Origin of the sequence: Nitrincola tibetensis (assembly GCF_003284585.1) — a bacterium.
In the GTDB taxonomy this organism is placed as follows: Bacteria; Pseudomonadota; Gammaproteobacteria; order Pseudomonadales; family Balneatricaceae; genus Nitrincola; species Nitrincola tibetensis.
Genome location: NZ_QKRX01000004.1, coordinates 67325 through 79247 on the forward strand (window position 1 = coordinate 67325; position 11923 = coordinate 79247).

12 protein-coding genes are annotated in these 11923 nt (G+C 44.6%); 3 read left to right on the top strand and 9 right to left on the bottom strand.

Annotation, left to right across the window (positions count from 1 at the left end; translation table 11 throughout):
* Positions 1 to 131 precede the first annotated feature (131 nt).
* From DN062_RS06680 to nfuA, 3 genes are all read right to left on the bottom strand, one after another.
* Positions 132 to 407 carry an HU family DNA-binding protein gene (locus tag DN062_RS06680; RefSeq protein ID WP_036509790.1) on the bottom strand — a complete coding sequence of 92 codons (276 nt, stop codon included), beginning with the start codon at positions 405 to 407 and terminating at the stop codon, positions 132 to 134.
* 130 nt (positions 408 to 537) lie between these two features.
* Positions 538 to 2967: an endopeptidase La gene (gene lon / locus DN062_RS06685; RefSeq protein WP_112158563.1), complete on the bottom strand. Its 2430-nt coding sequence runs from the start codon at positions 2965 to 2967 to the stop codon at positions 538 to 540.
* Positions 2968 to 3119: 152 nt separating this feature from the next.
* Positions 3120 to 3713, bottom strand: a complete 594-nt coding sequence (gene nfuA, locus DN062_RS06690; RefSeq protein WP_112158564.1) for a Fe-S biogenesis protein NfuA — start codon at positions 3711 to 3713, stop codon at positions 3120 to 3122.
* A gap of 152 nt (positions 3714 to 3865) precedes the next feature.
* Between nfuA and rlmD the strand changes: the two genes are divergently transcribed.
* Positions 3866 to 5206: a 23S rRNA (uracil(1939)-C(5))-methyltransferase RlmD gene (rlmD, locus tag DN062_RS06695; protein ID WP_112158565.1), complete on the top strand. Its 1341-nt coding sequence runs from the start codon at positions 3866 to 3868 to the stop codon at positions 5204 to 5206.
* Entirely contained in the window at positions 5203 to 5823 is a 621-nt protein-coding gene (locus DN062_RS06700; RefSeq protein WP_112158566.1) for an RluA family pseudouridine synthase, read from the top strand. The genes rlmD and DN062_RS06700 overlap by 4 nt, the downstream gene beginning before the upstream one ends.
* Positions 5824 to 5832: 9 nt before the next feature.
* Here the strand turns inward: DN062_RS06700 and DN062_RS06705 are convergent, their stop codons facing one another.
* The 4 genes from DN062_RS06705 to dapA are packed head-to-tail and all read right to left on the bottom strand — an operon-like array spanning position 5833 to position 9852.
* Positions 5833 to 6783 (bottom strand): 2-hydroxyacid dehydrogenase, encoded by a 951-nt coding sequence (locus DN062_RS06705; RefSeq protein ID WP_112158567.1) that lies wholly within the window; start codon positions 6781 to 6783, stop codon positions 5833 to 5835.
* Positions 6784 to 6795: 12 nt separating this feature from the next.
* Positions 6796 to 7521, bottom strand: coding sequence for a phosphoribosylaminoimidazolesuccinocarboxamide synthase (gene purC, locus DN062_RS06710; protein ID WP_036509779.1), 726 nt, complete (start codon positions 7519 to 7521; stop codon positions 6796 to 6798).
* 49 nt (positions 7522 to 7570) lie between these two features.
* Positions 7571 to 8965, bottom strand: a complete 1395-nt coding sequence (bamC, locus tag DN062_RS06715; protein ID WP_239995726.1) for an outer membrane protein assembly factor BamC — start codon at positions 8963 to 8965, stop codon at positions 7571 to 7573.
* Positions 8962 to 9852, bottom strand: coding sequence for a 4-hydroxy-tetrahydrodipicolinate synthase (gene dapA / locus DN062_RS06720; RefSeq protein WP_112158568.1), 891 nt, complete (start codon positions 9850 to 9852; stop codon positions 8962 to 8964). Before dapA ends, bamC begins: the two co-directional genes overlap by 4 nt.
* 180 nt (positions 9853 to 10032) lie before the next feature.
* Here dapA and DN062_RS06725 point away from each other — a divergent pair, with 180 nt between their 5' ends.
* On the top strand, positions 10033 to 10500 hold the full coding sequence (locus DN062_RS06725; protein ID WP_112158569.1) for a peroxiredoxin: 468 nt from the start codon (positions 10033 to 10035) through the stop codon (positions 10498 to 10500).
* Between the two features lie 53 nt (positions 10501 to 10553).
* On the opposite strand, the gene DN062_RS06730 is transcribed toward DN062_RS06725, so the two are convergent.
* Positions 10554 to 11636, bottom strand: coding sequence for an AI-2E family transporter (locus DN062_RS06730; protein WP_112158570.1), 1083 nt, complete (start codon positions 11634 to 11636; stop codon positions 10554 to 10556).
* Positions 11637 to 11665: 29 nt separating this feature from the next.
* Complete coding sequence (locus tag DN062_RS06735) at positions 11666 to 11902, bottom strand: sulfurtransferase TusA family protein (RefSeq protein WP_036509769.1); 237 nt, start codon at positions 11900 to 11902, stop codon at positions 11666 to 11668.
* Positions 11903 to 11923 lie beyond the last annotated feature (21 nt).

Below are 11923 nucleotides of genomic sequence, written 5' to 3' on the forward strand. Positions count from 1 at the left end.
AAAAATAAAAAAAGCGCACCCTTTCTGAATGCGCTTTTTTTGACAATGACTAACCAACATCAGTTCGTTCAAACAAGGGTAAGATTATAATCAAACTGTCTTGTCGAAAAAACTGAGTCAGCACAGCCCCATTACTTATTAACAGCGTCTTTCAGCGCCTTGCCAGGCTTAAACGTCGGCAGAGTAGCGGCTGCGATCTCAATAGGCTGACCAGTCTGTGGATTACGACCAGTACGTGCAGCACGCTCTTTAACTGAAAAAGTACCAAAACCAACAAGTGCAACAGATTCGTTATTCTGCAAAGCTTTTGTTACGGCTTCTAGTGTAGCATCCAATGCACGCCCAGCAGCTGCCTTTGGCAGATCTGCAGAAGCCGCAATTGCATCGATTAGTTCAGATTTATTCACATTGTTCCCCTTAATGCATCATTATTTTTTACTAAATCAGTTATGTACCCTGCAACCTTAGTGCACTTTATACCAACTCAAAGAAACGAGTGTCAACACGCCTGAAGCCCTTTCTTTGCGAGGCCTCACATTAATGTGTACTTACTTGCCCTGGCTCAGGTTTTACGCCACTCGTTTCTTTAGCTACGATTTCAGGATCTGTTTCCGGCAAAGGCTCGGGGTAACGAACAAGCGCTATCTCCAACACCTCATCAATCCATTTTACCGCTTTTATGTTCAGATCAGCTTTAATATTTTCAGGTATTTCTTTTAAATCCCGTTTGTTCTCATCTGGTATGATGACTGTCTTAATACCACCACGATGTGCGGCTAACAGCTTCTCCTTCAGACCACCTATAGGCAATACCTGACCTCGAAGAGTAATCTCCCCGGTCATCGCAACATCAGAGCGAACAGGAATACCTGTTAAAGCCGACACTAAAGCCGTACACATCCCTATCCCAGCACTAGGACCGTCTTTCGGTGTGGCACCTTCAGGTACATGAATATGCAGATCGTGCTTCTCATGAAAGTCTGGAGCAATACCCAAAGACTTACCACGATGACGCACAACTGTCAGCGCTGCCTGAATAGACTCTTTCATGACATCGCCTAAGGATCCGGTATGTATTTGACGTCCTTTTCCAGGTACAACAGCGGACTCAATCGTGAGGATTTCACCTCCTACTTGAGTCCAAGCCAAACCTGTTACTTGTCCCACCAGATCGTCTTCTTCGGCTTTGCCATAATTATGTTTACGAACACCGGAGTAATCTTCTAGATTTTCAGATGCAATCGTTAACGAGCCAGAAGCCAATTTGGCCAGCGCCATTTCACGAACAGCCTTACGGCAAATTTTCGCAATTTCTCTCTCAAGCCCACGAACACCAGCTTCGCGCGTATAATAACGGATCAGATCAATAACTGCAGCATCTGAAATCACAAGTTCACTATCTTTTAATCCATTTTGCTTCAATTGCTTCGGAATAAGATAGTTACGAGCAATGTTTAGCTTCTCATCCTCTGTGTAACCCGGAATACGGATCACCTCCATACGATCAAGCAGAGGGCCTGGAATGTTCATTGAGTTTGATGTACACACGAACATTACGTCCGAAAGATCCAGATCGACTTCAAGATAATGATCGTTAAACGTACTGTTTTGCTCAGGATCTAACACCTCTAGCAACGCAGATGATGGATCTCCACGATGATCCATTCCCATTTTATCAATTTCATCTAAAAGGAACAGAGGATTTTTGACACCCGCTTTGACAATTTTTTGCACGAGTTTACCAGGCATTGAGCCTATGTAGGTACGTCTATGGCCACGAATTTCCGCTTCATCTCGAACACCGCCCAGTGCCATTCTGACATATTCTCGATTAGTGGCACGTGCGATAGATTTACCTAAAGATGTTTTTCCTACCCCCGGCGGCCCAACTAAGCACAAAATTGGCCCTTTCAGTTTTTTAACGCGTTTTTGTACCGCTAAGTACTCAATAATACGCTCTTTGACTTCTTCTAAGCCAAAGTGATCCTCGTTCAGAATCTTGTCTGCTCGCTGCATATCAAGACGAACTTTAGAGCGCTTGTTCCACGGAATTTGTAACATCCAGTCAATATAGCTTCTCACCACAGTCGCCTCAGCGCTCATGGGAGACATCATTTGCAGTTTTTTATGTTCACCAAGTGCTTTATTTAAGGCTTCTTCAGGCATCCCAGCGCTTTCGATGCGACGACGTAACTCATCCATATCGTTCGCGCCTGTGTCGTCCATATCACCCAACTCTTTCTGAATGGCTTTCATTTGCTCATTCAGATAATACTCGCGCTGACTCTTTTCCATTTGTTTTTTAACGCGGCCACGAATGCGCTTTTCGACTTCAACCAAGTCAATCTCAGCTTCCATCTTGGCCATTAACAATTCTAGGCGCTCACGTGCACCTAACATCTCCAACACTTGCTGCTTTTCTTCCAACTTGAGTGACATATGCGCGGCAATCGTATCGGCCAACCGACCAATATCATCGATATTCTGAAGCGAAGACAGCACTTCGGATGGAATCTTCTTATTCACTTGAATAAAACGTTCAAACTGATCAAGGGCCGAACGTTTATAAATTTCAGACTCAGCTTCAGATATTTCTTCTGTGACTAAAGGCCCTAATGTACATTCAAAGTTACTTCCTTCGTCTGTCAAACATTGGATCTCAGCGCGGTACTCACCTTCGACTAGAACCTTAACGGTTCCATCTGGGAGTTTTAGCATTTGTAGAATATTGGCAACAGTTCCTACATGAAACAAATCAGACGCCACAGGCTCATCTTCTGAAGCACTCTTTTGCGCGACCAATAATATCTGCTTATCTTGAGCTAAAGCTTTATCTAGAGCATTGATTGACTTCGCACGGCCTACAAACAATGGAATAACCATATGAGGGTAGACAACAACATCACGAAGCGGCAATACGGGAAGCTCAACGTGAATTGTGCCATCTTTTGCTTCTAAATGATCCATAATATGCGTGCCTCTGTGCAGAGCAGCAACTCAGGTTGAGTTGTGCAAAAATACTTTCTAAGACTATGGGGACATCAACCAAAAAAAACAAGCCGATAACCCATAAGAAGGTTACATTTGTACGACTTGTTTTCCGATTTAGTGCAGGAATTTTACTTATAGTAAGCGTTAGATGTGTTGGTGTGATCTGTAACGTCCCTGACACCCATCAGACCGGGCACCTTTTCAACCAATGTTTTTTCCACACCATCTTTAAGAGTTAAATCAACGGCACTGCATCCTTGACACCCTCCTCCGAATTTTAAAATCGCCAAAACACCTTGTTCCTCTTCAACCAGCTCAACCAACTTTACCTCTCCACCATGAGCCGATAAACCGGGATTGATATCTGAATATAGAATGTAATTGATTTGGTCCTGCATTGGACTATCGGCCGTTACTTTCGGCATTTTTGCATTGGGGGCTTTGATCGTTAGCTGACCACCCATGCGATCTTCTGAAAAATCGATAACCGCCTCATCCAGATAAGGGATACTGTTTTTTTCCAAATAAAAGCGCAGCAACTCGTACTCTAACACTTCATCTTCGGAGTTCACTTCATCCGGTCGGCAGTATGCTAGACAGGTCTCCGCATAAGGCGTTCCTGGCTGAGTAACAAAAAGACGAACGGCAATTCCCTCTACGTTCTGTTTCTCAAGAAGCTGGGCAAGATAACTTTCTGCACCTTTCGTAACATTTATACTCATAATAATTCAGCACTCACCTATTACCATTATTGTTGAAAGCATACACCGAAAATAAACCCGAGTAAATTTATCGGATATTATTCAGTCAAAAAATCCTACTGCCCTAACCCACAAAAGTTGTTAGAATTTACACATCTTTTAAGGAATCCGGTATGCGTCATTCAAATCGTCAAAAAAAACCCTCTAAGCCCCAGCCCTCCGCTGCTCCAATTGAAGTCTCTATAAGTCACCTCAGCATTGAAGGAAGAGGCATTAGCCATCTAGATGGTAAAACTTTATTTGTTCGTGGCGCACTGCCCAATGAGCAAATTGTGGCAAGAGTCATCGCTCAACACAAACGGTTTGACGAGGCAGACACGCTTGAAGTACTTAGCGCCAGCCCTGACCGACAAACTCCACCCTGCCATCATTACGATCTTTGTGGTGGCTGTGACTTACAACACCTTATCCCTGAAAAAGCGCTCAGCTTAAAGTATGAGCTCGTACTTGACCAATTGCAGCGATTTGCTCAGTGTCAGCCCTTAAAGACGGATAATGCCATCTCATCGTCTCCATTTCACTATCGCCGCAGTGCACGAGTCGGCGTTAATCGCTTGCAACGCGACCAAAGCCTCGTGGTTGGCTTTAGACGTAGACAAAGTTCAAAGCTGGTCAACATTGATACTTGCCTGATTCTCGATAAACGCCTTGAACGCCTATTTGAGCTCGCACGACACTATTTTTCTGAACAACAAGACAACAAAACCATAACTCACATTGACGCGCTCTTGGGAGATAATTCTGGCGCTTTAACCTTTAGGGTAACCCGAAAACCCTCAGACGCACTCAAATCAGCGATGGTGAATCTTTGCAATGACTTAAAACTGCAAGGCTGGATAGAAGATAACGATGGTAACCTAGTGCCGATAGAAAACAATTATTCAGCACTGACGTACCACCCGTCCCCTGAGGTTAACCTCAACTTCAAGCCAGGTAACTTTTTGCAGGTTAACAGTCAAATTAACCACGCATTGATTCAACTTGCCCTAGAATGGCTTCAACCGAACTCTGATGATTATTTATTGGATTTATTTTGCGGTCTTGGCAACTTCACCTTACCTTTTGCTAAAAAGGTCAATAAAGCAATAGGTGTTGAAGGTATGATGTCAATGGTGAAACAGGCTCAGGACAACTCTGAAAGCAATCAGATTAACAACACTCTTTTTTATTGCGCTGATCTAAGTTCTGATATCAGCCACACACCGTGGTTTAAAGAGCCCATCACAATGATTTTACTCGATCCGCCTCGTTCGGGTGCTCATACTCTTGTCAGCCAAATTGCCTCTAAAAAGGCAAAGAAAATTCTTTATATTGCCTGTAATCCTGCTGCCTTAACGCGCGACACTCAAGCACTTCGTGCAGCGGGCTATCAACTTTCACGTTTTACGGTCTTAGATATGTTTCCTAACACTTCTCATATTGAATCGGTTGCCTTATTTGAGCGATCTAAATGATTGATATTATTTTTGCTGATGACGAAATGGTGGTGGTTGCCAAACCCCATGAATTGCTTTCTGTGCCCGGTATTGGTGAGGCCAAAAAAGATTGCCTCGTCAGTCGGTTACAACTGGATTTTCCTGGAGTCCGCATTGTACACCGTTTGGATTTTTCCACATCAGGCCTGATTGTATTGGCACGCAATGCTCAATCACATCGTCATTTAAGCATTCAGTTTCAAAACAGGGTTCCGAAAAAGCGTTATCAAGCTCTAGTGCATCACGTCGTTAAAGACAATGAAGGGAGCATTTTATTGCCGTTAACACAAGATTGGGATAATCGCCCCCTAATGAAGGTCGACCATGATATTGGTAAGCCATCCGAAACACACTGGCAGTGCATCGAGAGAACTGAGTCATCAAGTCGCATGTTGCTATATCCACACACTGGACGCTCGCACCAACTCAGAGTGCATTTACTATCGATTGGACATCCAATACTAGGCGATGTTTTCTACACACCTGAAAGCCAACACAAAGTGTTTCCAAGAATGATGCTTCATGCGGATCTATTGGCATTACGCCATCCAGTGACTCAAGACTGGCTTGAGTTCTCGTCAGAGTGCCCCTTTTAGTGCATCTGATTAATTGACTTGGCGCATTGGAGCGCCCTTGATAAAAGCAGCAATATTCTCGGAGGTTTGTTCAACTAGGTGAGTTCTTGCTTGATGACTTCCCCATGCAGAATGGGGGGTCACTATTAAGTTTGGAATAGAGGAATCCAGTAACACATTTCCCATACGCGGCGGTTCTTGCGAAAGCACATCGGTAGCAGCACCACCTAAGTGCCTCCTGTTCAAGGCATCTGCAAGATCTTCCTCGTTGACAATACCACCGCGAGCTGCATTGACAATAAAACTTCCAGGCTTCATTCGTGCAATACGCTCAGCATTGATAATATTTCGTGTTTCATCTGTTAAAGGGCAATGAAGTGTTAACACATCTATTTGTGGTAACATTTCATCCAAGGCCACCCTGCCTGGACGAGCAACAGCCTCCCCAGGACGCTCTGCGATAAGCACTCGCATGCCAAATGCACCCGCCAAGCGCTCCACTTCAGCCCCCAACACACCATACCCAAGAATTCCGAGCGTACGGTTTTTAAGCTCAAATATAGGGTAATCAAGAAGGCAGAACTGAGGCGAGCGATTCCAATCACCTGCTTGAACGCTTCGATGATAATCCAATAAGCGCGTATGCAAGGCTAACATCAGCATCATCACATGCTGAGCGACTGAATCCGTGCCATAGGCTTGGCAATTGCATACAGCGATGCTCAAACGACTTGCGGCTTGCAAATCAACATTGTTGAGACCCGTTGCTATGACACAGATTAATCGTAACCTTGGATTCGTCTGCATGTCTTCCCGAGTAATGACGACCTTATTTGTAATAATGACGTCAGCACCTGCTATTCGCTCAGCAACCTGATTCGTATCCGTTTGCTGGTACGCATCCCATGAAGAGGCATGTGTTTGCAACAAGCTTAGATCAAGATCATCGAGCCCAAGTGTATCCAGAAAGACAATACGCATAAACCAACCTAACTATTTAACAGGGGCATCAAAATCAATACCTAATCTACGCCCTACTTCTTCGTAAGCCTCAATAACCCCGCCTAACCCTTGACGAAAACGATCCTTATCCATTTTAGCGCGCGTTTCCTTATCCCATAGACGGCACCCATCCGGAGAAAACTCATCCCCAAGAACGACTTCCCCTTTATATAGGCCAAACTCTAGCTTGTAATCCACTAACAGAATACCCGCATCGGCAAACATTTTTTTCAAGATTGCATTTGCTCTAAACGTCAGATCTTTTGCTTTCTCGATATATTTAATATCAGCCCAACCAAAGGAAACAATATGGGATTCATTGATCATTGGATCGCCCAACGCATCATTTTTAAGAAACATTTCAAATGTCGGGGGGTTCAACTCTAGCCCCTCCTCAACACCTAAACGACGACAAATAGAACCTGCTGACAAGTTACGAACAACGCACTCAATTGGCATCATGTCTAAGCGCTTGACTAGGCTTTCCGTGTCGGATAGCAAAGCTTCAAAATGTGTGGGTATGCCTGCGGCTGCCAGCTTTTGCATCACAAAGGCATTAAACTTGTTATTCACCATGCCTTTTCGGTTAAGCTGTTCGACCTTTTTACCATCAAATGCTGATGTGTCATCTCTAAACAACATAACCATTAAGTCTGGGTTATCTGTGCTGTAAACAGATTTAGCCTTACCCGAGTAAAGCTCCTCACGCTTTTCCATCTATTGTCTCCACCTACCCAAGCCTCTTCCAAGGTTGGGAATAATATCATTAAATACCCTGTGGCAACTGATCTTTGATCTGCCAGAGAATTTCTTCAGCAACTATGCTGGGGGCTTCTATTCCTTGGTCATTCAGCACAGTGACCATGACACCCTGACGCATCCGATTCAGCTTCACTTGATAGCGGCCTACGTGCTCCACTTCCCCTGTATTTCGATTAAAGAAACCACTTTGACCGCTACCGAAAACATACAAGACTCGACCACCTAACCAAATTTTATAACCCTGTTGATTTGCTAGGTTATCAGGATCATTCAAATCAAGTGCAATTTCTTCAGGCGTCCTATTGGCTACACCCATACCCTCTGAGCTATAACGAATATTACCCTCCGGGGTATCGCCTGCTAAACCCAAAGCATTAGTAATGATATTGGTGTTAAGCTTGATGTCACCCCGATCAGAATGAAGCCACTCAAAAAAGCCCATTTTCTGAGTATCATCAAAAGGCGTCGATGTGGTGTAGGTCAGGTAAAAAATACCCGCTCTTTCATCTCGAGTCCCAACATCAAACCCAGAAGCATCAACAGCTGTATCCAACAACGACCATGCCGCTTGGGCATCCGCATTAATTCGTAATGCAGGATTACCTCGAGAATCACGACCCAATTGTGGGCGGCTGCGTTGACGCTGCTCAAGTGCCAACAAGGTTTGTGCTGTTGGCTGAGCAGAGGTGCGACTGAGATATCGCAGCATTTCGAACATCATCTCGGACTGATAGCTAATATCAGCAACGCTGCCATCCCAATCAACATTTGCTGGAACAGCCCCTTGAGCAAACTGAACATGTTGCATACGAATTGAGGTCCGAGAATAGTCTTCTGGATCAGGTCGCACACTGACTCTAATTTTATTATCCGAAGGCCCTTCTAAGCCCTGAAGCGTAAGACGTTTAATCCAACGATCCATAAAGCTGTAATCACGTCCATCTGTTTGGATCCACTCTGTCTCAATCGTGCCCATTCTAGGGTCTTTTCGCGCGATATTTACGCCATTAAACTCCCAAAAATCAACAACTTTTTGCCAAACATCCGCGATTGGCTCATCAACAATGATGACTCGATCACCATCAAAGCGCTGCAAATTGACTGTTTCAGAGCCGGGTTCAGAATAAAAGAACTCTGGCCTTGGCACCTGGAAACGCTCTTGCCCCTGTGTACCCACTAATCCAACATCCGGGACCGTCAATTGATCCTGCGTCGGACGGGCACGAACATGATCTGGCATTTGCAAACGCTGGCCGCCTTCAGCCAAAGTGTAGTCTTGGCTTCGATCTCGAATGATCGCATGTTCACCATAGATTGGATTTTTTTCTACCATGCTGCATCCGCCGAGAGACAGGAGCAAAGTGCCTGTCATCACGGTAGATAAACGAACTTTTCTCATGAGTTAACCTTTAATGAGATTCCACTTTCAATCAATGCGTTTCGCACCACTTCATGATAGGGCTCAGACAAAGGAGTTAAGGGCAAACGAATACCTCCTTCCATGAGTCCCATTTCAGCCATCGCCCACTTTACAGGTATAGGGTTGGCTTCCACAAAGAGCTTTGTATGCATTGGCATCAATTTGAGTTGTAACGCACGAGCGTCCTCTGCACGCCCTGCCAAACCAAGACGGCACAATTCGGACATTTCAGCAGGCGCAACGTTCGCGGTAACTGAAATATTGCCATCGCCACCGAGCAAAATCAGCTCAATTGCCGTCACATCATCACCCGAATAAACAGCAAAATCATCGGGGGTTGATTCGATTAAGTACCGAGCACGTTCTAAGTTACCCGTCGCTTCTTTGATACCTACAATATTGTCAACTTCAGCTAAGCGCAGCACTGTTTCGGGCAGCATGTCGCAAGCTGTTCTTCCAGGGACATTGTAAAGTATTTGAGGAATATCAACAGCATCAGCTATTGCTTTGTAATGTTGATAGAGCCCTTCTTGAGTGGGTTTATTGTAGTAAGGTGTCACCAATAAGCAGGCGTCAGCTCCAGCTGCCTTTGCATCACGCGTTAAAGCAATAGCTTCTCGTGTGGAGTTAGCACCCGTTCCAGCGATCACAGGGATACGCCCTGCCACCTCGTTTACAATGAACTGAATGACTTTTGTATGCTCTTCACAATCCAAGGTGGCCGACTCTCCTGTTGTTCCGACGGCAACAATGGATGCGGTTCCCTTTTCAACATGAAACTCGACAAGCTTTTTGAGCGCAACCCAATCAACATCGCCATTTTCTAACATCGGGGTTACTAGGGCTACGATACTGCCGCGAATCATTTTATTCTCCACTTGTCTTTATATCAGGGTATGCTAGGGGGTCCATACCGACCACGCAACTCACAGGCTTAATATATCATCCTGCTTTTGCTATTGTTTATTCCATTCTAAACGAATAAGGGCCCCGAAGCGTAGTAGAAAGGGCGTTTTAGTTAAGGTTTTTTATCAAGAGGACAAAATATGTCAACCGTACAGCTGCACGAACCTATTCCCGACTTCACAGCTACTGCCACCAGCGATAAAACCATTGCTGTAAATGATCTTAAAGGACGTAACTGGGTAATCTATTTTTACCCCAAAGACAGCACTCCGGGCTGCACAACCGAAGGCCAAGATTTCCGAGATCTTTACCCATCCTTCCAAGAAGCGAACACTGAGATTTTCGGGGTCTCACGCGATAGTCTACGTAGCCACGAGAACTTTAAAGCAAAACAGTCTTTTCCATTTGAATTGCTCAGTGACGCGGACGAAACACTTTGTCGGCTATTTGACGTAATTAAGTTAAAAAAAATGTATGGTAAAGAGTCCTTAGGCATCGAACGAAGTACATTTTTAGTAGACCAGGATGGCGTATTAAGGCAGGAATGGAGGAAGGTCAAGGTGGCAGGCCATGCTGCGGAAGTACTTGAAGCCGTGAAAGCATTATAACAACTTTGTCATTACAGCCGACTTGGGCCCCCCCTCGTCGGCTGCACACAGGGTTACTCAGACTCCTTTTCGTTCTGAGCCACATGAAACTCCATGGCATTCGGCCAAGCATTAACGATAGATTTAATGAGGGTCGCCAACGGAATAGCGAAGAAGACACCCAACACACCCCATATACTTCCGAATAGCAGCACAGCCACTATAATGGAAACTGGATGCAAATTAACCGCCTCGGAAAATAAAATTGGCACAAGCACGTTACCGTCCAAAGCTTGAATGACAAAATAAGCCACCATCAAGGTAATGAACTCTCCGCCCCATCCCCACTGAAAAAATGCAACACCAGCAACAGGCAAAGTTACCAGTGCCGCACCTATGTAAGGTATGACAACCGACAAACCCACCATTAGCGCCAAAAGAGCAGCGTAATTCAATCCAAGAAACTTGAATACGACAAATGATACCGCACCAACAATGAGAATCTCGATCACTTTTCCTCGAACATAGTTCGCAATTTGTGCATCCATTTCCGTCCAAATTCGACGCATCATATCGCGCTTGTCAGGCAAGTAAGCCGTCAAGCTCCGCGTCAAATGATCGCCGTCTTTAAGAAAAAAGAACACTAGAATCGGAACTAAAATCAAGTATATAAGCAGCGCTACTATATTGGTAATCGAATGCAAAGAGAAGGTCAGTGCCCACTGCCAAGCTTTACCTATCTCATTTGCAGCCATTGCGATGAACTGCTTAACCTGCTGTTCAGACACTAAATCAGGATAACGTTCAGGCAACAAGATAAGGACATTTTGCACCTCTAGCACCATTCGTGGCGCTTCATTTAGCAAGGTAATCAACTGACGCCAAACCTGCGGCATTACAAACAACATAAAAGCTAAAAACATTGCCATGAAACTGACAAAAACTACTAAAACTGCAATTTTTTTAGGTAAATACGGACTGAGGCGGTTCACCCCTCCCTGCATCAAAAAAGCCAAAATAATACTAAAGAACACCGGCGCTAAAGCTTTACCTAAAGTCAGAATAACAACCAACCCTACGGCCAGCAAAAAAAAGAACAGCAACGCTTCTTCATCTGAAAAATAACGATGTATCCATTTTTTCAGAATATTAAGCATATTGGTGCCTCCTAATGGCAAAGTCATCCTTACCCACGACGTATAATGTAAACATAGGTTCCCTCCTGCGTGAACGTTTCTAGCATAGAATGGTCAGACTGTTGAACATAGACATCAAAGTCTCTAACGGATCCTGAGTCAGTTGCAATCACCTCTAAAACCTGACCTGCCAACATCTTATTTAAAGCCTGCTTGGCCTTTAATAGAGGCAGTGGACAATGCAGACCGGATGTATCTAACCGCTGGTCTATGGTATGTTGATGCATGAAAATGACCCTCGAATGACA

Bases quoted from the DNA above. Each gene is read 5' to 3' on its own strand.
- dapA (WP_112158568.1), bottom strand. From the start codon at position 9,852: ATGATTCGCGGCAGTATCGTAGCCCTAGTAACCCCGATGTTAGAAAAT.
- DN062_RS06725 (WP_112158569.1), top strand. From the start codon at position 10,033: ATGTCAACCGTACAGCTGCACGAACCTATTCCCGACTTCACAGCTACT.
- bamC (WP_239995726.1), bottom strand. From the start codon at position 8,965: ATGAGAAAAGTTCGTTTATCTACCGTGATGACAGGCACTTTGCTCCTG.
- DN062_RS06700 (WP_112158566.1), top strand. From the start codon at position 5,203: ATGATTGATATTATTTTTGCTGATGACGAAATGGTGGTGGTTGCCAAA.
- rlmD (WP_112158565.1), top strand. From the start codon at position 3,866: ATGCGTCATTCAAATCGTCAAAAAAAACCCTCTAAGCCCCAGCCCTCC.
- DN062_RS06705 (WP_112158567.1), bottom strand. From the start codon at position 6,783: ATGCGTATTGTCTTTCTGGATACACTTGGGCTCGATGATCTTGATCTA.
- lon (WP_112158563.1), bottom strand. From the start codon at position 2,967: ATGGATCATTTAGAAGCAAAAGATGGCACAATTCACGTTGAGCTTCCC.
- purC (WP_036509779.1), bottom strand. From the start codon at position 7,521: ATGGAAAAGCGTGAGGAGCTTTACTCGGGTAAGGCTAAATCTGTTTAC.
- nfuA (WP_112158564.1), bottom strand. From the start codon at position 3,713: ATGAGTATAAATGTTACGAAAGGTGCAGAAAGTTATCTTGCCCAGCTT.
- DN062_RS06735 (WP_036509769.1), bottom strand. From the start codon at position 11,902: ATGCATCAACATACCATAGACCAGCGGTTAGATACATCCGGTCTGCAT.
- DN062_RS06730 (WP_112158570.1), bottom strand. From the start codon at position 11,636: ATGCTTAATATTCTGAAAAAATGGATACATCGTTATTTTTCAGATGAA.